The sequence below is a fragment of the Candidatus Eremiobacterota bacterium genome (assembly GCA_031082125.1).
Lineage (GTDB): Bacteria > Vulcanimicrobiota > CADAWZ01 > CADAWZ01 > Ess09-12 > Ess09-12.
The window spans coordinates 117030-138861 of record JAVHLM010000001.1; the positions used below are offsets into that span (position 1 = coordinate 117030).

General features: G+C 55.5%; 19 protein-coding genes. 11 read left to right on the plus strand and 8 right to left on the minus strand.

The genetic code is table 11. The features are described from left to right. Positions 1–68: 68 nt before the first annotated feature. Entirely contained in the window at positions 69–932 is an 864-nt protein-coding gene (locus tag RDV48_00440; GenBank protein MDQ7821236.1) for a TIM44-like domain-containing protein, read from the minus strand. 267 nt (positions 933–1199) lie between these two features. Between RDV48_00440 and RDV48_00445 the strand changes: the two genes are divergently transcribed. Beyond that, complete coding sequence (locus RDV48_00445) at positions 1200–1757, plus strand: hypothetical protein (GenBank protein MDQ7821237.1); 558 nt, start codon at positions 1200–1202, stop codon at positions 1755–1757. Between the two features lie 36 nt (positions 1758–1793). On the opposite strand, the gene RDV48_00450 is transcribed toward RDV48_00445, so the two are convergent. From RDV48_00450 to RDV48_00460, 3 genes are read right to left on the minus strand one after another with little or no spacing between them, the layout of a single operon-like run. Continuing rightward, entirely contained in the window at positions 1794–2393 is a 600-nt protein-coding gene (locus RDV48_00450; protein MDQ7821238.1) for an isochorismatase family protein, read from the minus strand. A 40-nt stretch (positions 2394–2433) separates the two neighbouring features. Continuing rightward, positions 2434–3216: a zinc metallopeptidase gene (locus tag RDV48_00455; protein ID MDQ7821239.1), complete on the minus strand. Its 783-nt coding sequence runs from the start codon at positions 3214–3216 to the stop codon at positions 2434–2436. A 7-nt stretch (positions 3217–3223) separates the two neighbouring features. Then, positions 3224–5029 (minus strand): transglutaminase domain-containing protein, encoded by a 1806-nt coding sequence (locus tag RDV48_00460; GenBank protein ID MDQ7821240.1) that lies wholly within the window; start codon positions 5027–5029, stop codon positions 3224–3226. A gap of 201 nt (positions 5030–5230) precedes the next feature. Here RDV48_00460 and RDV48_00465 point away from each other — a divergent pair, with 201 nt between their 5' ends. Next, on the plus strand, positions 5231–7234 hold the full coding sequence (locus tag RDV48_00465) for an ankyrin repeat domain-containing protein (GenBank protein ID MDQ7821241.1): 2004 nt from the start codon (positions 5231–5233) through the stop codon (positions 7232–7234). A 9-nt stretch (positions 7235–7243) separates the two neighbouring features. On the opposite strand, the gene RDV48_00470 is transcribed toward RDV48_00465, so the two are convergent. Together RDV48_00470 and RDV48_00475 are read right to left on the minus strand one after the other, a co-directional pair. After that, positions 7244–8038: an alpha/beta hydrolase gene (locus RDV48_00470; protein MDQ7821242.1), complete on the minus strand. Its 795-nt coding sequence runs from the start codon at positions 8036–8038 to the stop codon at positions 7244–7246. After that, complete coding sequence (locus tag RDV48_00475; protein ID MDQ7821243.1) at positions 8035–9858, minus strand: SpoIIE family protein phosphatase; 1824 nt, start codon at positions 9856–9858, stop codon at positions 8035–8037. The genes RDV48_00470 and RDV48_00475 overlap by 4 nt, the downstream gene beginning before the upstream one ends. A 256-nt stretch (positions 9859–10114) precedes the next feature. Here RDV48_00475 and RDV48_00480 point away from each other — a divergent pair, with 256 nt between their 5' ends. The 4 genes from RDV48_00480 to RDV48_00495 all read left to right on the plus strand — a co-directional run bounded on the left by RDV48_00480 (position 10115) and on the right by RDV48_00495 (position 14993). Beyond that, positions 10115–10612 (plus strand): zf-TFIIB domain-containing protein, encoded by a 498-nt coding sequence (locus RDV48_00480; GenBank protein ID MDQ7821244.1) that lies wholly within the window; start codon positions 10115–10117, stop codon positions 10610–10612. 125 nt (positions 10613–10737) lie between these two features. Then, positions 10738–11322, plus strand: coding sequence for a hypothetical protein (locus RDV48_00485; protein ID MDQ7821245.1), 585 nt, complete (start codon positions 10738–10740; stop codon positions 11320–11322). A gap of 203 nt (positions 11323–11525) precedes the next feature. Beyond that, entirely contained in the window at positions 11526–13613 is a 2088-nt protein-coding gene (locus RDV48_00490) for a clostripain-related cysteine peptidase (GenBank protein ID MDQ7821246.1), read from the plus strand. Between the two features lie 30 nt (positions 13614–13643). After that, positions 13644–14993 carry a S8 family peptidase gene (locus tag RDV48_00495; protein MDQ7821247.1) on the plus strand — a complete coding sequence of 450 codons (1350 nt, stop codon included), beginning with the start codon at positions 13644–13646 and terminating at the stop codon, positions 14991–14993. A 68-nt stretch (positions 14994–15061) separates the two neighbouring features. Here the strand turns inward: RDV48_00495 and RDV48_00500 are convergent, their stop codons facing one another. Continuing rightward, positions 15062–15817 (minus strand): hypothetical protein, encoded by a 756-nt coding sequence (locus RDV48_00500; protein MDQ7821248.1) that lies wholly within the window; start codon positions 15815–15817, stop codon positions 15062–15064. Positions 15818–15867: 50 nt separating this feature from the next. After that, entirely contained in the window at positions 15868–16494 is a 627-nt protein-coding gene (locus RDV48_00505; GenBank protein MDQ7821249.1) for a hypothetical protein, read from the minus strand. Between the two features lie 172 nt (positions 16495–16666). On the opposite strand from RDV48_00505, the gene RDV48_00510 reads away from it, so the two are divergent. The 5 genes from RDV48_00510 (at position 16667) to RDV48_00530 (ending at position 21822) form a co-directional block, all read left to right on the plus strand. After that, positions 16667–17869, plus strand: a complete 1203-nt coding sequence (locus tag RDV48_00510) for a DNA/RNA non-specific endonuclease (protein ID MDQ7821250.1) — start codon at positions 16667–16669, stop codon at positions 17867–17869. Positions 17870–17977: 108 nt separating this feature from the next. Beyond that, a complete protein-coding gene (locus RDV48_00515) occupies positions 17978–18358 on the plus strand; it encodes an STAS domain-containing protein (GenBank protein MDQ7821251.1) in 381 nt (126 codons plus the stop codon). 41 nt (positions 18359–18399) lie between these two features. After that, positions 18400–19389, plus strand: coding sequence for an ABC transporter substrate-binding protein (locus RDV48_00520; GenBank protein MDQ7821252.1), 990 nt, complete (start codon positions 18400–18402; stop codon positions 19387–19389). Further along, the gene (locus RDV48_00525) at positions 19376–21418 is read left to right on the plus strand and encodes a SpoIIE family protein phosphatase (protein MDQ7821253.1); all 2043 of its coding nucleotides are present in this window, start codon (positions 19376–19378) and stop codon (positions 21416–21418) included. Before RDV48_00520 ends, RDV48_00525 begins: the two co-directional genes overlap by 14 nt. Beyond that, positions 21415–21822, plus strand: coding sequence for an ATP-binding protein (locus RDV48_00530; GenBank protein ID MDQ7821254.1), 408 nt, complete (start codon positions 21415–21417; stop codon positions 21820–21822). Before RDV48_00525 ends, RDV48_00530 begins: the two co-directional genes overlap by 4 nt. Positions 21823–21832 lie beyond the last annotated feature (10 nt).

A 21832-nucleotide genomic window follows, 5' to 3' on the forward strand; every position in this document is an offset into this window, starting at 1 on the left:
TTTCTCCTCAGAGGCACATGCACAATATCTCATCAGTGGCAAAGCAGGGGGGAGCTTTCCAGCGTAGGCTACCCGCTCACCTGGAGAATTTTATTGAGCACCCAGCCATAGGAAAGGGAGCTTACAACCGTACCGCAGGAAGGGCACGCCAGGGTGCCGCTCTTCAGCTCCTTTGCACAGGCGGGGCATGCGATGGAGGGGGGCTCACTCCCTCTGGGACAAGTCCTTGCAAGAGCTCCTCTCGCAAAAAACCAGTACTCCGAGAAAGCGGTGGCAGCGCCGCTTCCCTTTACAAGGGAGCCCTGGGCATCAAGGGTCTTGTCAACCATCGATGCCTCGATCTTCACCTTGAGGTGATCGAGACCCGCTGTGTCGAGAATAATCTCATGGAGCGCCATGCCTTTGATCTGTATATCCTCGAGGACATTCATCTGGCCTTTCGCTTTCATTTCCAGCACCTGGTCATTCCAGCGGTTGAACTCTTTCTCAGAGAGAAGATTGCGCACAGGGTGCAGGTCGTTCCTGGACCATGCAAGCTGGAGGTCAATGAAGACCTGCTGTGCCCTCAGGATGAATTCACCTTCATTAAAGAGGGGATCTTTTGCCTTAAGCCTCCTGAGGGCGGCTGACAGCTGCATCTTCCTGAAGTAATCCCCGATGCCGAAAAATATTCTGGCGGTGTAGGCCACCACCGCGCAGATGACCAGTAGCACCCCTGTGCAGGCGAGCATCCCCAGAATGCCCTGGGTATTGCAGTTGTTATAGTTTCCGCCGCTTGAGCGTGATGTGGAGGAGCTGCCGGAGCTTCCGCCGCCTCCCCCTGAATGGCTTCCCCCTCCCCCTCCACCTCCCCGTGCAAATCCGTCCCCAACTGCAAGGGAGAGTATGATAATAATCGCCACAAGCGCTGTTCCGAGGTGTCCTGCTTTCATAAAGCTCCTTCCGCTGCAGCTGTAAGTTATCTTCAGGGAGGAAGGGAGGTCTTCCTGTTCGATTATCAGCTGATCTGATTCCTGAAAATCTACCTCACATGACTGCCAATATCCTTCCCCGTATAAAAGTCAATGCATCACATGTCAGGGGAGGAAGCATTCAGGATGCTCCATAGAATCTTGCGGATTTTTAACAAAAAGTTCATTTGCCCCCGGGGGCCCTGGTGTTATAATAAGCAAGGGAAACCGTCTGCAGGAGGAGATCAAATGGAGATTCGAAGCACCGCACACGCCATAAATCAACCCCTTACAAAACCAGCTCCAAAGCCTGAGCAGGAAAATCTTACCCCGCTGGACATCTTCAGCGCGAAAGCTGATGTCCCGGAGCATAAGAGAATCACCGGAAAAGAGGTTATGTCTTTTGCCCTCAAATCCGCCGTGGGCGCAGGCATCGGGGCAGGAGTTCTCGCCCTCTCGGGGGGAAGCGTGCTGGCCGCCATTGGCCTGAGCACGGCCTTCTCTGCCGGTCTTGGGGCATTGAAAGGAGTGGCAAGCGCTTTCCTCTCAAGCTTGAATTTTGGAGGCCACTCAGGCGCCTCTTCAGCCATCGACAGGGACCCGGCAGTGCTTGCCGTGGTCATGGGCGCCGTCGGGGCATTAAAAGGAGCCGCCGAGGGGCTCGTGTTCGGCACCCTCTCGGGTATGGGATTCGGTGCCTGTGCCGGCGCAACGGCCGGGGCGGTCATGCCGACCCTGGAAAAGGGAGTGTCCAAGCTGATCGGGAAGATCATGGAGCACCACCACCAGCACGGGATCAGGGACTGAGCGCCGGGAGCGCCTCTCCTCACTGCCATCGTCTTATCAGTCTTGATAAAGGGCCTCCAGGAGACCCTTTGTGCTTTCCACGTGGGCAAAGGCATAGGCAAGATTCCTGAGCGATGACAGGTGCAGCTCCTCATCGGCAGTAGCAGTGGCATCGGAGACGAAGAAGACCCGGTAGTCATTCATGAAAGCCTCGCGTGCCGTGGTCTCGCAGCAGCAGTTCGTCATCACGCCCGTAATGATGAGCTGGTCTCTTGTCAGTGAGGTAAGGTGCTGATGGAGGTCGGTCCCATGAAAGGCGCTGTACCTCATCTTGTCTATGATCTTCTCATCCTCAGCAACGGTGAGCTCCCTGAGGAGTTCCCACTCAGGCGTGCCGACCATCGCGAGGGTTCCCCACCACTCGGCAAGAATCCCCCCGTCGCGGGAAAGATCCCTGTGCCCGTGGCGCGTGAATATCACCGGCACTGATGCGCGGCGGCAAGCGCCGATCAGCGCATTTACATTCTCCAGTACCGGGGCCGCGATAGGCCTGAAAAACTCCTGCATGTCGATCACCAGGAGCGCCAGACTCTCTTTACAGGGCTTTGCCTTCCTCACGTTGTATCTCCTGATTTCTTCAAGAAAATCTTTTCCCATACTTCCTCCTTGAATGCTCCCTCAGACCTGACCGCTCCTCTCATTCACCGGCCTCCACCTTGCCCGCCTCAACAAGGGCAGGCTCATCCTCCTTCCTGGAAAAGCGCACGCAGGGCTCTTCATCAAGGCGGTGGGAGGCGTAATGACTGAGAAAGACCTTTGCCTTCTTTAACGATGAGGCGAAGGCGGGATTGCCCTCACCCCTCCTCTCAAGGAATTCCAAGGCATCCCTGTTGGCGCCGTGCTCCACGAAAAAACAGAGAGTATTCCACAGCACTTCGAGGACTCTCTGAAAAAGAAAAATCAGAATGAAAGGGATCGCGAAGACCAGGAGCACGATGAGGGTGAGCAGACCGATCATCGAAAGGCTTTCAGGTACAATCTTAAAAAAGATCTCCAGCAAGAAGACCCCCATAGTGATGAGAACAGGCCAGAAAAGCCGGTCAGACCAGGCCTGGGCCTTTGAAAGCGTCCCATGGAGCCGCTCCATGAGCTTCAGGGGTTTGATCTCTTTCTCATATTGAATGATATGGCTCGCCACGTGGGCTGTCTCGACAAGGGCAAGCACCTCGGTGCTTTCGGCAAACTCCTCGGACATGAAGAACATCCTCTTTAAGGGATCAAAGTATGGGTGGGCTATTGCGCCGCTTTCAACGGTGCATATCGACGCCTCGATATTGCGGCTCCTGATGATCTCCTCGAGAAACTCAAGCGCGGTAGTCCCCGAGAGCTCGTGAAACTCCCCGGGGATATAGCGGGAGAGGGGGAATATGAGCCTTCTCAGGCCCTTCAGGAAAGGATTTATAAGCTCAATGCCAATCATTCCCTCATCACCTCGTCTTTCCCGGAAGCTTGAGAAATTCGGCCTTCGAGACAGCCGTGGCGAGGAGCTGCCATCGCCTGTGCTCCGGGAGATGAGTCGTCACAAAGGCATCCGGCGGGGTAAAAAACCAGAAGCCATCAAAGCTCCTTGTATAAGTCCATGTCGCCGCGTTGACATGGCCTGCTCCCCAGGTGGCATCGACCAGGCGCCACTTCCCGTCAATTTTCACGGCATTCCATGCATGATTGGTGTCGCTGCCCGACTCGTCCTTCTTCTCCAGGATGGCTCCCTTTGCGTAACCGGTCACTTTTGCACACTCAAGCCCGGAGAGGATGGCAAGCTTTCTGAAGAGGGCGGCATAGCCTTCACAGACAGCGGTCCGCCGGCGCAGCACGCCCTCCGCCGAGAGATCGCCGAACTTGCGGCTCCGGTACATCGCCACGTCATAATCTATATGGGCAGCAATCCACCAGAAAATGGCCCTGGCCTTTTCCCTTTCATTGCCTGCCCCAGAGGCAAGGTATTTCGCCAGGGACTGCACTGTTTTTTCAGCCCCCGGAGGAGCCGCCGCCGCATGGCGGTCAATGGGGCCATAGTTATAGCGGCTGTCAAGATAAATGTCCGCTTGCCGGGGAATCACTACACGCACAGTATCAAGCTTTATACTGCATCTCACTTTGTCGATGGCCGCCCTGAAGAGGCACTCATCTTCGAGATCCCTGTGTGATACATAAAGTGAATCGGCTATACGGATGCTGCTTGTCCGGTACTCTTCGCCGTCGAGCAGGTAGAGATGTGAGCGCGGGCTTCCCTGGAATTTCATTCTTGCTGCAAGGGCCACGGCAGCGATGGGAAGCATCAGCGTCTCTCCGCTCTTCATCGAGCCCGAAGGCTTTGTGCGCGTGAGGCTCATGTAGGCGCTGAAGCTCCTGTCACAATAACTGATTGCTTTCGCCGCGGTGATGGCCTTCCCGTCAAGCACCATGTCATAAGCCTTTTCCACGGCAGAAAGCCTGTCGTTTCTCGAGGCAAGCTTCACGGCGCCCCGCGCCTCATCAAGGGTCACGAGGAAATACTCGTTGACAAAATCGCGGTACAGGTAGAGCGCTCCCTCCTGGACAAATGAAAGCTCTTTTATATGCTGGTATTCGCAGGCGCCTATGATGAAGGACCGTGAGCTCTGGGAATACTTGAGGAAGAGCTTTTTTTTCTCAGCGGCGGCAGAGAAAGGGATATAGAGCAGGCCGTTCCTGGTGAGAGTCCTTGCGCCGGGAAGGAAAGCCCCGTCGAGAAATACCGCATGAGAAACGTCGTTTTTCTCCTGTCTCATGATGATGCGGCACGATCCGCTTCCGCCTGTGGAGGACTGTGACGTCGTCGAGGCGGAAGATGTCCCATAGGCCGAGGCAAGAGCTCTTGTCGTGCCGGCAAGCCTCTCATCGCGCCTGAGCTGATCCTTTTTAGTCACCAGCCGCACGAAGCGCCTTCCCTCATCGACAGAGGCGGTGAAGGGAAGAGAGCCTTCAATGCTTGACAGTGAAAAATACAGCTCGCTTCCCAAGGTAAACCAGTCACCACCCGTGTAAGTGATCCCGTTGAGGGTGACGGTCTTCTCGTCGTCGGAGAAGCTGAGGGTCATATTCTTCCTCTCTGCCACCGTCCTGAGGGGGATATAGATGATGCCGTTCCATTTTAACGCTTTTGCCTCAGAGAGGTAGATGCCGTCAAGGGAGAGATAATAGGCGGTTTCACCGGCGCCGTATGCGGCGTTGGAGGCAAGAAGCATCATAATTGCAAGGAAAATTTTCACCATGGCAGGTATTTCAAACCGACGCGCCTTATACTCTCGAGCATAATGATGCCTTCAGTCATGCTCTTGAGTATAGCAGAAATCGGCTGCCGCGGCAAGAAAAGCCTCAGAAGCTTGACATACGGGAGCTCACGCCCATAGAGAGGGAATTGCCGGGTTTCTGCGAATATTGGCCAGAAAACCATTGAAGGGAGACACGATGGGATGAAGTGCGCCAGGTGCGGCGGCCTCATGGAAAGGAATCCCAAGAAGCCTTATGAAGAGTGCCATTCCTGCGGCACCCTCACGAGCCTCATCTTCCCGGTCCCGAGGCCCCGGGTGATCAGCACCGCGGAGCAGGGCGGGGTACTCTCAATATATGTGGATTACCGGAGCCTGCCCCTCGGGCTCTTTCTCATTCTCGCCGGGGCGGGCTGCTATGGGGTACCGGCCTGGTTTCTCCTCCACGATCCCCATGGAAGGATTTTTATAAGGCTGGCACTGGATATTATCAGGGAGATGCCTCCCTTCCCTCTCTTCCTCAACGTGATCCTTGCCGTCATGCCCCTCTCGTTCATTTACCTGGGGCTGAACAAGCTCTTTACAAGAAGCGTCTTCCAGCTGGACGGCACATTTCTCACAAAGTACTCATCGCCTTTCCCCTCGGTGCCTCTCAGGATTCCCCTTGATAAAATAAAGGATTTCATCATCGACAGGCAGGTCGCCGGGAAGGGCAGAGACTCAACTTACTACGGCCTGCGCTGCGTGCTGGAAAATGGGGCAAAAAAATCACTGTGGTCCCCTGACAACGATCCCTTCGTGGTCCTCTTCCTCCGGGAAGCAATCTCCAGGGCAATCGATTCCTGCGATGAGGCATCTTACAGCGCCACCTTCACGAAGCTCCTCAAAGCTGTGGAGCACGGGGCCGACGACGAGGCGGAAAGCCTTCTCCGAGCCGAACCGGCCCTTGTGAACAGGAGATCCCACAAGGGCCAGACCCTTCTCACCTGCGCCATAGAGCATGGGAACAGAGCCATGGCAAGGCTTCTCATCGACAACGGAGCATCGGTGGACAAAAGCGAGGGGAAAAAGGGAAGAACACCACTCCACTTTGCAGTTATCAGGGGCGACGATGAAGCGGTGGGGCTCCTTCTCTCCCGCGGCGCATCCCCGAATGTGCAGGACAGGGAAGGCGCTACTCCTCTCCGCCTTGCGCGGGGAAAATCAGGGATAACGGAGCTTCTGGAGGCAGGGGGAGCCATGGACATGGTGGACTATACCCCGGGGAAGCCCGGGTTTCAATGGACCCTGCTGATCCCTTTCCTTTTCCCCCTTGCGATACTGATCGTGCTGGGGCTCTCTTCTCTCGGCGACATCACCATGGCAGCCCGCAGCGGGAACCTTGCCTGGGTGAAAATTCTGTTGCACAGCAACCCTGGCCTCCTCAATAAAAAAGTCCCCGAAAAGGCGTTACAGGGGAATACTCCCCTCCATGAGGCGGCAGGAAAGGGGCACCTGGAGATGGTGAAGTTCCTCGTGGAAAAGGGCGCCGTGGCGGATGCGAAAAACAACTGCGGCGACACGCCTCTCTATGAAGCGGCAAAAAACGGCCACAGCGCGGTGATGGAGTACCTGATCTCCAGAGGTGCCGATGTGAAGGCAAAAGACACTTTAGGTCGAACAATCCTTCACGGGGCGGCATCGGGAGGAAACATCTATGCAATGAGGCTCCTCACACGCTCGATGCCCGACAGTCCTCCCGGGGAGGCTGCCATGGCTGCAGCAGCACCTGAAAAGGACAAAGCCCTGCAGCCCCTGGCTGAGGTGAACTACCGTGACAAGTGGGGAAGCACGCCTCTCCATGAGGCCATAAAGGCCTGGGCCCCCGATGTGGCATCATTGCTGATAGGCAAGGGAGCCGACGTGAATGCGAAAGATTCGGGGTATCAGGCGAAGGGGAAGACTCCCCTTCACTATGCCTGTGACGACGAGGCCGTAAGAGTCCTCGTCAAGGGGGGAGCCAGGGTGAATGCCCAGGACAGCTCCGGTCGCACTCCCCTCCATTACGCGGCATCTGAAGGTCACGGGAGCGCCGTGGAGGCCCTTATCGCCTTCGGTGCCTGGGTCAACGCAAGAGACTGGCATGGCAGAACGCCACTTTCTTTCGCTCATAAAAACTCCCGGCGTTACTCAAGCGAGGTGCTCCGAAGAAGCGGGGGCAAGGAGTGAAGGGTCACCTCAGCCGGAGTCATTACCGCTGTGCATGCATCGCTCTTCAATCCAGTCGGCTACAGCAGCCGCAATGACTTCCCACCCGGGCTCGCCAAGCACCCAGTGGGCATTATGGGGAAACTCCCGGTACGTGGCCAATTCGCCGTATTTTCCGGCAATTTTCCTCACCATCGATGCCGGGGTGATCCTGTCCTCAAGGCACCCCACGATAAATACCGGGCACTTCACCTTCGTTTCATCGACCGATGACGCCCGCTTCCTGTCAAGATACCAGAGTCCTATCTCAAAGACGGCACGGCCCGATTCATAACCGAACCTGCCGTAGCCTTCCTGCTGCTCCTCAGGGGTGAGGCGGCCCATGATGGACCGGGCTGCCTCAGCAAACGTCTGCCGCACCGGCTTTCTCCAGAAGCCCCACTTCGTAAAGATGCTGCTGAAACTCGCTGCCACCTGCGGCGAGAAAACAAGGATCCCCGACGGAGGGGCGGGCGTGAGAAGCACGAGCGCCCTCCCGAGACCGCGGCTCGCCAGGATCTGGGCAAGCAGGCCTCCCATTGAATGGCCTATTATGACCGGCGCCTCACCAAGCCTCCTGATCTGTTCCTCAAGATCGGCGGCATAATCAAGAAGGCTCGTGGTTCCAAGCCTCTCATCGGGGATGCCATGGGGATCACGGTCATGGTAACGCAAGGTGGGCGTCTCGCATGAAAACCCCCTTGCTTGAAAAACCTCACGGTACCGGTCCCAGTGCCACCCTGCCCCCCACATGCCGTGGATCATGAAAAGCACCGGCATCGTCATCGCTCCCGGGATGCTCCTTCCTGCTCCCCGTCAATCCTCATCACAAGAAGGGTCCTGTCATCGTACTGGGCAGCCTTACCCTGGAATCCCTCGACCTTATTGAAAAGAGCCTTTGCCATTTCTTGCGCGGAAGCGCTCTGAAGCTCAAGGGCAGTCTCCCAGATGCCATTTTCGTCAACCTGTTCGCCCTTTTCATTCCACACATCGCTCACCCCGTCGGTATAAAGAATGAGAATGTCACCTGCCATGAGAGCGATTTCTCTTTTCTGATACACCGTATCATCCATGCACCCCAGGGGCATCTCGCTCCCCTCGAGCTCGGTGATTTTCCCGCCGCGGCAGAGGATTGGGTGGTTGTGGCCTGCATTGGCATAAGTGAATACTTTTCCCTCCAGGTCAAGAAAGCCAAGGAACACCGTCACGAAGAGGCCCGTATCCGAGATCCTGTGGATGGAGCGGTTCACCAGGGAGAGGACCTCGGAGGGATTGAATACCCGTTCCGCAATAAAGCTTATCAGTGTCTTCGTCATGGACATCATCAGCGCGCTCGGCATGCCTTTGCCCGACACATCACCGATGCTGACTGCGATGGAATGCTCCCTTGCATCAATGAAGTCAAAAAAATCACCGCCCACCTCCCTCGCAGGGACCGATTCCCCGTAAAAATCGCCGCCGGCGATTCTCACCTCGCCCTTGGGAAGAAAGGCCATCTGCATGTCATAGGCAAGCTTCAGCTCCTTCTCAATGGCTTTCATCTTCTCTTTTTCCAGGGAGTAATAGGCTCTCAGGATCATTATTATGGGGATGACCAGCAGCAGCACAAGCACCAGGGAAAACTCCACGACCTGCGTCGTGGTTCTCATAAGGCGGTTCTGCAGGAAGGATTTCGGCGAGACGAGGAGGAGCAGGAGCTCAGGTCCCTTCACCCGGCTTTTGCCGAGGGAGACCGAGAGGGGAAGAGGCCTTATGACATAGTAGAAGTTGCTCCCCTCGCCTATTCTTGTTTTCTTGAGAAGAAGGTTTTCCCGTGTGGAGAGAAAGCGCCTGGGAAATTCATGAGCTATCTCGGCGGGAAGCCTGCCTGCAGAAGAAAGATAACGGCTGCCTCCGCTTTTATAAAGCACTTTCTCATCATCATTGAGAAGGAAGACCGAGGGCCTGCTGTAAGAAGATACATCAAAATTGCTTTCTGCAAAGTATTTTCTGCTTACATAGCGGAGATCAAGCCAGCTGCAGAATACGCCGATTACTTTCCTGCCCTGGCCGGGTGAAAAGACGGGAGAGGCATAGAGCAGATATTCTCCCAGAGGCGAGTCGGCGGGGCCTGTATAGAACTGCCTGGTGACAATGTCTTTCCTCTCTCTCACCTCGGAAAACACCGGCTTGAGGTCATCGGCTCCCTGACACGGCGCCTTCAGGTTCATCGGGTAGTCAATGACCAGCTTTCCCTCGCTGCGGTAAAGCTGGAAAAGGTAAATCTTCCCGTAGAACTCATCTCTCAGCAGAGAGAAGCGCTCTGCCAGCACGGGGCTTACCGAGATCTCCTCACCGGCTTTCCTCTCCTGGAGGAGCTCCTGTATCTGGGGCGACTCTGAGAGAAACCTGGAGTAAAGCACGATGTCCTCGGAGAGGTTGATGTACTTGTATGCCAGGTTATCCATCATCTCCCTGAATATTGCGCTTATATCGTCAAGCGAGTTCTCCTTCACCCTCTGATAATACTGATAACTCAGGAAGATAATGAACACGATGAGCACAAAGAAAGGCAGAATATAGAGAATGATCTTCGCTGTAAGGGAGAGATTCCGGTGTTTTTTCATAGGCGATATCTCTTTCTCTCATCAAGTGCATAACCACGACATCATTATGAACCTGAACTGACTGCAGGGAGCATCCGGTCCTCCCGGGTAAAACAGAATAACCTGATATGTTTTCTCCATTGAGCGCCTTACAGTCCTTCATGAAAGCCCCGCAGAATGGAAATTCAATAACCTGTGAGCGGGGATGACCCGGCAGGCATGGCAGGAGGGAAGACTGCCGGCCCTGAAATTATATCTTAGAGGAGGAGCGAGCCTTATGAACATTCCATGCCCTGCCTGCGAGACCATTATGCTGAAACCTGCAAAAGACCCCGCTACAGGGCTGCACCTTGAGGCCTGCCCCCGGTGCAGAGGCTGGTGGTTCGACGTGGGTGAACTTGAGCGCTTTCTGAGATCATCAGAGTTCCGCTGCCAGGTTGAGGACTTTGACAGGAAAAGCGCCGCGAGCCCCGAGGGCCGGGCCCCCATATCAGGCTACCGCCTCCTTGTCTGCTGCAAGTGCGGCACGGCCATGCATGAAAGGGTTTTCAGGGGCATAAAAATCGATGTGTGCCAGAACTGCAGGAGCCTCTGGTTTGATGCAGGGGAGCTCACGGCGCTGATGGAGGGCAACGCGTCAGGAATGCACGAGATCCTGATGCAGCGAGATCTCACTTCCGGCGCCAAGATGAGCGATGATGCCGCTGCCACCTTCATAAAAATCGGCGAATTTCTGAGTTTCTTCCTCGGTTCCCGCCATCATCACCACTGGTAGCGCACAAGCAGCCACCTTAAAATGTTTACATTATTTTAAGATTTATTTAACATTGCGGCAATGTCTGAGAAGCTTTTTCCTGCTATAATGGGGCTGAAAAGATCCAGTGAAGAGGAGATGATGCCGTGGCAGGAATTCATGATCCTCTCAAGGTGAATCTCGGCGTTGCTGATTACCTTAGAAATGCTTACCAGGTGGGCGCCCATAGGGAATCAAAGGAAAAGGCACCTGATGAGCGTGAAAACGCAGACAAGATAGAGCTCACGTCGGCAAGGGGCACAAAAGCCGCTTTCCAGAACGGGATAGCGCAGAACAATGCGAAGAAAAACACCACCGGCAATAAATGCGATGAATCCCCGCAGAGCAAGTCCTCGAATAAAACACTGCAATCACCTGCCTTAAAGCCCCAGTCCCCGGATGTAAACCTTCCGGGACCCGTGGCGCCGCCCTCTGACGGCCGGCAGGATTCCCTGTCGCAGAAGCTCACCATGGCGCAGATCGCCCAGAATGACGCCCTCAACGCAAATGAGACCCTCTGGCAGATGGCGGCAGAGCGCCAGAAGCATTCATGGAAGCTCATGGAGCTGATCCAGGACATGCAGAACGAGGTTATCAAAACCATTACCGACATAGCGGCGAAAAGAGACAAGGTCCTCACGGAAATCGCCACCCAGTGGGCCGCCGTGCTGGGAGGCTACGAGCTTAAATAGGGTGCGTCACCGCACGTTCCTCCCGCCCTGAAGGGCCTTCCCTGAAGGGCCTCCCCACATGTTAACAATTTTGTAACATGAAATCTTGATCCAAAAAGCCTCCTTTCTGTTATTATAGTACCGGTTGAAAATGTCTTGAGACTCTCCCCATGGCGGGACCAGAGAGGAGGATGGGCAGGTCTTATACCTGTCCAAAAAGCGTTATGTCGATAGACCGCATTGATTCATCCCCACAGGTGGCTTCTCTTGCACAGACAAGAAAGCCCGCGCAGGCAGGCGAGGCGGTGGCCAAGGAACAGGCACCGGCTGCAGCCCAGGACAGCGTGGAGATAGGGAAAAGCCCTCCTGCTGAAGGCACGCCTGCTGAAAGCCCCCCGCCTGAGGGGCCCCACAAGAAGAAGTGGACTGTCCTCGCTTACCTTGACGGGAAGGACAGCACCCTCCAGCGCCTTGCGCCGGGGAAGATGCGACAGCTCGAGGTTGCGGGGAGCGACGATAATGTCGATATCCTCGCGCAGCTCTCACGCTCAAGCTTCATCACCGACAGGTTCACCCACGACTGGAGCGGCACCAAGCGCTACCACGTGGAGAAGAACCCCAATCCTGCGCCTCTCATGGACGAAATGAAATCATGGTTCATCCCGCCATATACCAAGAATATAATCTCACCGGTGGTAAAGGACATCGGCTCCGCTGATGCCGCCGATCCCCAGAACGTCAAGGATTTCATCAACTGGGGCATCCAGAACTACCCCGCCGAGCACTACTGCATCATCTTCTACGGCCAGGGCGGAGGCTTCGCGGGCTCTCTCCACGATGCCGAGACGGGAAGCACCGTTGATAACAAGGAGCTTGGCGACATAATGCGCGAAGCAGCCAAGACCGCGGGACAGAAAATAGATGTGGTGGCCTTTGACGGGAGCCTCATGGCCCAGGCCGAGGTGGCCGGGGAGCTCAAGGACAGCGCCAAGGTCCTCGTGGGATCCCAGAGTGTCACAGGCCTCGGGAGCGTGCCCCTTGATGCCGTGATGAAGGACCTGAGGTTTGAGCTGCAGGACCGCGACATCACTCCCGAGGAGCTCGCAAAATTCTTCGTCTTCGAGGCTAAGTACCAGCCCGGCCCTACGGCGGAGATGATGGCGCCCACTTTTTCCGCCATCGATCTTGAAAAATACGAGGGCTTCAAGAATGCCTTCTCAGGTCTTGCAAAAGAGCTCCAGCACTGCATCTCTGTAAAGCCCGAGCTCAAGGAGGCTCTCAGGGAGGATCTCAAGAAAACACAGAGCTTCTTTGCCGGGGAGGGCGAGCCCTACCAGGACTACCGCGATGTCACTCATTTCGCCGAGACCATCAAGGCCGACGAGCGCTTCAACAACTACAACTTCCCCGCCGTGAAGAAGGCTGCCGATTCCCTTATCAAGGCAGCAGGCGAGGCAGTCATTGACAACGCCCATGTGGGACAGGCCGTGAAAAACGCCAAGGGCATGTCGGCCTATATGCCCACCGATTACGGCTTCGATATGGCGCCCACTTTCTTCGACCCGCCCAGCTTCGATGCAAAACATGGCTATGACAAAGAAATATTCGCCATGGAAACGCAGTGGAACGATGTGCTTTCGGCCATTGCGAAGGACACCAAGATGCATGAGCTGATGAAAAAGATGGGCATGCCGGCCCATGCCATCAACAAGCTCGAAAAGATTGGGGAGAAGGGCGTAAAGCTCGGCAAGTTCGCCCTCCAGATAGCCACCAATGCGGGCCACTATGAGGCCTACCAGGCGATGCGCAAGAAGCCGCCGGGAAAATTCTTCTTCATGCCTGCCGAGATAGCCACAAAAGTGGGTATCGCGGGAGGAGGCCGTCAGGCCTTCAACGGCGCGTACCAGGTCTTTGAAGGGATAAAGGACGACACCATCAAGAACAGGAAGACCATGGTCATCGACGGCGCCCTCGACACCGCCACCGGCGCCGCCGTCATGGCAACCTGCGTGGGCCTCTCCTTCGCCCAGTACGCGGGCATCGCCCAGCCTGCAGGCATTGCCGCTTTTGCCATCCCCTTCGCCAAGATGGCTTATGACATGTATAACCAGATGAAGGGGAACGTGAAGGGCCGCGCTGAAACCGATGAGCTCACGCCGAACCAGAAGCTGCAGCGCCTTGATCTGGACAGGCAGCTTGAAGCATCGAAGGTCGGCCAGGAAGAAGGCCCGACTTACATAAGCCCCATTGTGCGGGGTATCTCTGCCATGGGCTCATCAGGGCCCGTCGATCCCAAGGAGCTCCAGAAGTAACGACACCATCAGGAAACGGAGGGAGAGAATATGTCAATCAACCCGAATATGAACACCACCGGGATACAAGGGCAGAGCTATAGCGGCCCCGTGAGACAGCAGCAGTGCCCCGAGGATGACGGCACCTGCAAGCCCCTGGAGAACCCCGAGGACATGGTCTCCATTGAAAAAAAGGACAAGACCGACGAGGGGAAAATACCTATCATCATTACCTCGAAGAGCGGCCAGGCTCCCACGCTCCAGGGAGTGAAGAAGAAAGATGACCTTCCCCTGATCAACGGCTATACCACCGAGGTCACTGAAGAGCAGCTCTCGCAGCTTCTTCTTGCCAAGAGCGATGACATGAAAGTCTATGTTGACGGCAAGCACAAAATGATTGAGGATCCCTCGGTGCTGATACCGAAGCCCGAGGAAATTCAGCCTTACAAGCTTGACGTGACTGTTCCGACTCTTGGCGTAGACAAGCTCTGGGAAAAGGGGTTCACGGGGAAGGACGTGACAATCGCCGTCATCGACACGGGCATCCACCCCCATCCCGACCTCAAGGGCAAGATAATAGGCTTCAAGGATTTCATCAATGGCCAGAAGGAGCCTTATGACGACCAGGGTCATGGCACCCACGTGTCAGGTGACTGCGCCGGCACCGGCGAGGCATCGCAGGGCAAGTACAAGGGCACGGCTCCTGACGCAAAGCTCGTGGGTATCAAGGTCCTCGCCAAGGACGGCTCAGGCCGCTTCTCCGACATCATCAAGGGCGTGCAGTGGGCCACGGAGAACAAGGAGAAATACAACATCAAGGTGATCAACATGTCCCTCGGCGGGCCGGCCTTCCAGTCATACAAGGACGACCCCATCTGCCAGGCTGTGGAAGCGGCTATGGAAAAGGGGATCATACCGGTCATTGCCGCCGGCAACTCGGGACCCAAGGCCAGCACCGTAGGCTCGCCGGGGATGGATCCCAACGTGCTCACCGTGGGAGCCCTCGATACAAAGCGCACTGTTGATCCCTCCGATGACGGGATCGCAAAGTTCTCGAGCCGGGGCCCCACTTACGACGGCCTCACAAAGCCTGACATCCTCTCACCGGGTGTTTACATCACGGCGGCGAACGCCCCCGGATCGCAGCTCGACCAGCTGCCCCAGATCCCCCACGTGGGAACTGACTACATCAGCATCTCGGGCACTTCGATGGCAACGCCCGTGCTCGCGGGGATCGTGGCCGATATCATCCAGGCCAGGCCGGACCTCACGCCCCAGCAAATAAAAGAGGTCTTCACCTCCACGGCAAGCAGGCTCCCCGACCTGGACGCCAACCAGCAGGGGAACGGCGTGGTGCAGCCTGAAGCGGCCCTGGACAAGGCACTTGCCTTCGGCAACTGATCTTTTACGATAAAAGAGGGGAAAGACGTGTCTTTCCCCTCTTTTTACTTTTCGGGCAGTCTGCTCTTTTACCTGGTATAGCTGCATCCGCCGGGCAGGTGATACTCCCCGCAGTAATGACAGAATGCCGGGTTTCCCCTCGGGACACCTGATGAAGGAGAAGGTGCCGGAGTCGCGGCAACAGGCTTCGGGGAGGGAGCAGGCGTCGGAGTCACGGCAACAGGCGTCGGCGAGGGAGCAGGCGTCGGAGTCGCGGCGACAGGCTTCGGGGAAGGCGCAGGTGCCGGAGTCACGGCAACAGGTGCCGGAGTCACGGCAACAGGTGCCGGGGTCGCGGCAACAGGCGTCGGAGAGGGAGAAGGCGTCGGAGCCACGGCGACAGGCTTCGGGGAAAGCGCAGGCGTCGGAGTCACGGCAACAGGCGTCGGCGAGGGAGCAGGCGTCGGGCTCTCAACTGGAGCCACCGCCGCAATACTCTCTTCCCTCAGGAGATTTCCCGTGATCCCTGCAGATGACGGGGCATTCTCCTCAGACCAGCAGTACGCCCTGAATGTCCCCTGCGGGAGCTTTATGACCATCCCCTTTACAGGCCTGCCGTCCCATATCACCTCGTTGTCAGCAGCATTGACAATCCTGAGCCTTTTTACCCCGGGGGCCACCGAGGCAATCCTCAGGCTCGAGCCTGTCCCCTCGCAGGTAAACTCCGAAAGGGAGCCCGGTGCCGATGAGTCGGCGCTGAATGTAAGCGTTTCAGCGCGGAGAGGGAGGCAGAACAATAACAGCAAAAGAGCGGCACAGGCAGGAACAGATGCATCTTTTCTCATTGAAGGCTCCTTTCACTCACACAGCAATGCCATGTGACAGTCCATCACCCTTACTGGCCGGTATATGTGCAGCTCTTCACAGGATGATACCCGCCGCAGTAATGACAGAACTTCGATGAATTCGATGCGCCCTGGGGAAGGGGGTAATAAGAAGCCGGATACATGTTGTAATAGGGCTGGTTTGCCCGGTAATTGTCATAGTTGAGCGGCGAATCCCATGAGGTCCCGCTGTCGGCAGGGCTGTTCTTGAACTCCTCAGAGTAGCCCGGCACCGTTTCATCCTGGTCCTGGGGATATGGCGGGGGGGAAGGCGCCGAGTATTGCTGTGCCGCCCCAGGGACAAAGGCTGCCGCCACCGAAGCACCGGAAGCTGATGCTTCCCCGCTCCAGCAATAGGCCCTGTAGTGTGCAGGGGGAAGATAGATCGAGGCGCCCGGGGTGGGAACATTGTCCCACATCACGTCATTGTTGGCGGCATTCAGTATCCTGAGCCTGTTGATGCCGGGACCGACGCTGTTCAGTTGAAGAAACAGGCTGGGCCCCCTGCTGGCAAACTCAGTCATTGCACCGCCAGGCGAGGAGTCCGAGCTGAAAGTGACAGCCTGCGCGTGAGCAGGCATCAGTGAGCCTGAAATAAAACTGGCTGCCAGAAGGAGAAATACAATGGTTTTTCGCATGGTGACCGCCTCTCTCCGGGAATATTCTGCCAATAAATTCTAGAGAAGAGAGAGCATCACCTTTTGCCGCAGAGACTCCCATATTTTAACCTTTCATTAACATTATATCCTTGATTTCAACTGCCCCGGCGTTGTAAAGTATAAAGAGGAACTAAAAAGGAGCAGAACCGCCATGACAGATTCATCAGCAATAGGCCGGACAGGCGCAGGACCTTATTATCCTTCTTCCCGTGAAGCCGGCAGGAGGGATGACAATGAGAAGGGCTCCGTCACACCGCAGGATACAGTCACCCTTGGCAAAGATCCCGGCGCCTCAGTGAAGCAGTCAGATATTCACAGAGCTTTTGAGAGCGCCATTGAAAGGGGGCCGGCCACCGAGAGCAAGAACACTGAAAAAAGCTCCTCAACAGAAGACGCAGAGGCGCTTTACCATGCCTTCCCCGTCGAGGGCGGCTACGAGGAGAGCTTCCTGGGCGGTGACAAAAAGGTCCCTTTCCCCAAAATGACTGATGACACTGCCGAAACGGTGCTCCACTTCGGCAGGGAAGGCGAGACCGTGAGGAATTATACCCATTTTTCGATTGTGATGAACAAGGACCGGAAGATGGCCCTCTTTACGGCAAACAACCTCGACGGGAAAAGCCTCAGGGATGATATCAAGCGGGGCAAATGGGAAATCGACGAGATCATAGGCGCGGAAAACCAGCTTGGCGACTATATTTATTCCGGCAACAACCTCGACAGAGGCCACATGGTGAGACGCAGAGACGTAGTCTGGGGCGACAGGCAGGAAGCCACCAGAGCGAACAATGATACCTTCTTCTTCCCCAACGCCGTACCCCAGCATGGCTCCCTCAACCAGAACAACTGGCATGACCTGGAAAACTGGCTCCTGCAGAGGGCGGACCAGCAGGAAAAACGTCTCAGCGTTTTCACGGGCCCCGTTTTCAGCAGCGATGACATCTCTTACCGCGGCTCACAGCTGCCGGGGGAGTTCTGGAAGATAGTCATCCTTGAGCGGGAAAGCGATCACAAGCTTGCCGCGGCGGCGTTCATGATGAGCCAGAAAGAACTCATTCAGCACATCAATAATAAGAAGACGCCCCAGGGAAGAGGCGGCGGCGAGTCCCAGGACATGGTGGACACTTCAGCCGTGGCTCCCTACCAGGTCACCATTGATACCATTGAAAAAGCGACAGGCCTTGATTTTGGCGACCTCAAGGATATCGACGCCTATGCCCTCTTCCAGGAGGAACAGGGAAGGCGGGCCGGGAGCCGCCCCGCAGCAGCCACTTACCTGGAAAGCGACGCTGCCGCCCTGCTCCCCGAGCTCTCGCGGCATTTCATTGCATCGCCCGGCGATATCATAATCTGATCCTCTATTGACTATCTCAATCCCGTAAGTTATAATGGGCAGAGCGCATGGAGTGCTCTGTTCTCATTTTCAGACCATGCCCTCAAGTCACGACCACAAGGAGGTTTTATGTCCCTTAGCGTAGTTTCCTATGAAAAGTCACCGGGTGTCTTTGTTGTAGCACCGGAAGGCATTATTGACGCCTCCACCTATGAGGCCTTCGAGAAAAAGGTCGAGAGCGCCCTTGAGAATAAGCCCGGTATCCTGATCATGGACCTTGACAAGCTGAATTATATAAGCAGCATCGGCCTCCGCGTCATCGCCAAAGCCAAGAAGCACCTCAAGCAGACCGGCGGCACCGTGATGATGGTCAACCTGCAGCCCCAGATAAAAGAGGTGTTCGAGATTATCAAGGCCCTCCCCAAGGAGCAGATCTTCTCAAGCATCGCTGAGCTTGATGACTACCTCCTCACCATGCAGAGAAAATCCGTCGAGGAGAGAAAGGCTTGATTGCACGGCTCGCCGCGGATGAGAGAAAAGATAGGCAACTTATGCAGAAGGCAGGTTGCCTTTTTATTGCCATTGCCTTCCTGATGGTCGTCACAAAGACCATTGCCGCGGCGGCGCCTCTGAAAAAGGTGGTCTATGCCCCCCAGTGGCTTCTCCAGGCCCAGTTCGCCGGCTATATAATGGCAAAGGAAAAGGGCTTTTACGAGAAAAGGGGGCTTGACGTGACCATTCTCCGCGGCGGCCCCAAGGCCTCGTCACTTGAGCTCCTTGAAAAAGGGAAAGCCCAGTTCGCCACTTTTCCGCTCACCACTGGAATTGTCAAAAGAGAGCAGGGCATCGCCCTTGTGAACATCGCACAGATCCTGCAGAAATCCGGCCTTATGTTTATCGCAAGAAAATCAAGCGGCATCAGTGAGCCCCGCGATATGATGCACCGGAAGGTGGGGATCTGGGATGATACCAACCTCCAGCTGGAAGCAAGGGCATTTTTCAGACGCCATGGCCTTTCAGTGGAAATGATCCCCCAGTCAGAAACCATGAATCTCTTCCTGCGGGGCTGCGTTGACGTGGCATCAGCGACCTATTACAACGAGTACGATGTCCTCATTAATACGGGCCTCGACAGGGATGACCTCACCACCTTTTTTTTCGCCGACTATGGAATTGGCTTCCCCCAGGACGGCCTTTATACGCTTGAAAAGACCTTTACAAGTGATAATGGCGCACTCTGCAGGGATTTTGTCGCCGCATCCCTGGAAGGGTGGCGCTATGCTTTCGCCAACAAGAAGGAAACCATCCATGATCTCATAATCATCATGCGCCAGCATCAGATCCCCGCCAGCCCGGTGCATCAGGAATGGATGCTCCGCCATATCGAGGATCTTGTCATGTATGGGAGGGAAGCCGTGGGTAAACTCTCTTATGATGACTATATGAAAACCGCACAATGTCTCCAAAACGAGAAGATCATCAAGCACATCCCCCCCTGGAGCGCCTTTTACAAGGATTTAACTGCCCATGAGAAAAAATAGAGGACTGGCCTTCCGCATGAGCCTCTCCATCCTTGCAAGCTGCACCCTTATCTTTGCAGGGATTATGGTCTATTACTATCTCTCCTCCATGCATCACCTCCGGAAGGAGATGGAGCGCCAGGCTATGCTCCTCACCACGCAGTCCCTGTACCATATGGACTCCATCCTGGAACCTATGGAGGAAGTGCCTGAGAATGTGGCCCATATCCTGGAAAAAAGGGCATTCCCCCAGGATAAGCTCATCTGGATTATTGAGACCATCATGGAGAACAACAGGAGCTTCTTTGCTTTTTCCGTCACTTATGCACCCTATGCTTACGACCGCGAAACAAGGCTCATGGACCTTTATTACTTCAGGAAAAACGGCGAGCTTACCCTCCGGACAACAGAAGAGAAGCCTTTTAATTACCTCTATGAGGACTGGTTTATCATCCCGCAGATGCTCCACAGGCCCTGCTGGTCCGAGCCCTATTATGATGAGAACGGGGGGGAGATCGTAATGGCCACTTACTCTGTTCCCTTCTACCGTCATGTGGAGGGGAAAGAGGTCTTTGCTGGCGTGGTGTCCGTTGATATTTCCCTCGAGTGGCTCCAGAATATGGTGGAGCAGATAATGTCCACCTTCAAGATGGAAGAGAAGCGCGGGAGTCTCGACCGGTTCTGGGATTCCATCCTGCTCCCCGCTCAAAGGCAAAGCGATACCCTGAATCCTATTGATTACAGCTTCCTTATCTCGAAAAACGGCACATTTCTCACTGTCCCGAGAAAAGAGCTCATCATGAACGAGACAATCTTCAGCCTCGCGAGGAGCAAGAATGACGGGGAGCTTCGCAAGATAGGAAAAATGATGGTGGCAGGGGAAACAGGCTTCCTCAAGTATATGAACCCTGACAGAGACAAGGAAAATATATTCAGCTTCGGGCCTCTCACCAGGAGCCGCTGGTCCCTGGGCATCGTCTGGAACACCGCGGTGATGGAGCATGACATGAAGCAGCTCACTGCTTCAATGACAGTTCTCGGCATAATTGGTTTCCTCATTCTTCTCACGATGATAGTGAAAATCTCCAGGAGCATCACCAGGCCCCTCTCGCTGCTTTCAAAGGTCAGCGGCGAGATTGCCAAGGGAAATCTCGATGTGGTTCTCCCCGTTATCAGGGAACACGACGAGGTGGGAGATCTCGCGGTGAGCTTTTCCACGATGCGCGATTCCCTCAAGTCCTATATCAAAGAGCTCACCGAGACCACGACAGCCCGCGAAAGGATGAGGAGCGAGCTGGTCATTGCCCATGCCATTCAGATGGGCCTGGTACCCACAAAGTTCCCTCCCTTCCCCGACAGGTCGGAGCTCGACATTGATGCGGTGCTTCTCCCCGCCCGCGATATAGGCGGCGACCTCTACAATTACTTTTTTATCGATGAGAATCATCTCTGCCTTGTCATCGGCGACGTGGCGGGGAAAGGCATCCCCGCAGCGCTCCTCATGGCGAAGATGCAGACACTCATCAAGACTGCGGCAGGGGGCTGCCTGAAACCCGAAGAGATCGTGGCGGCGGCCAACAGGGAATTTTCCGTGAACAACGAGGAATGCATGTTTGTCACCCTCTTCTGCGCCATATTCGACACGGCAGGCGGTGAGCTTGCTTATTCCAACGCCGGCCACAACCCGCCGATACTGGTGAAGAATGACGGGACAGTCACCTTTCTGCCAGATGCAGGAAACACTGCCGTGGGGCTGAATGAAGACGAGGTATTCCAGGAGCAGAGGATTTCTCTCTCAGCAGGCGAGTGCCTGGTCATGTACACCGACGGCGTCACTGAAGCCTTCAGCGTTGACGACAAGGAATTTTCCACTACGCGGCTGGCCGAGGTGGTGGGCAAAGTGGAGAAAGCCACGGCGACGCAGGTGAAAGAAGCGGTTCTCGGGGAGATCAGGGCCTTTACGCAGGGCGCCGAGCAGTCCGATGACATCACCATTATGGTCCTGAGATACCTGGGGGAAAAAGCAGCAAAGACCAAGGAGAGCCTATGAAAATTACAGTAAATAACGACCTTCAGGAAATCAAGAGGCTCACGACGGAACTGGCAGACTTCGGATCGTCGGAGCGCCTTGCAAGCAAGGTGATCCATGACATCACCCTGGCTCTCGAGGAGATCGTGACAAATATCATCTCATACGGCTATGATGATTTTGAATCCCACGAAATTGTCATCGATCTTCAAATGCTTGCCGATGAGCTCTCTGTAGAGATCTCCGATGACGGGACACCTTTCAATCCCCTCGAAATTCCCCCTCCCGACCTTAATGCCCCTCTTGATGAGAGGGAAATCGGGGGCCTTGGCATTTTCCTTGTGCGGCAGTTCATGGATGATGTGGCATACCGCCATGAAAACCAGAGGAATATCCTGACTCTCAGGAAAAAGCTGAGCCACTGACGGCGGGGCG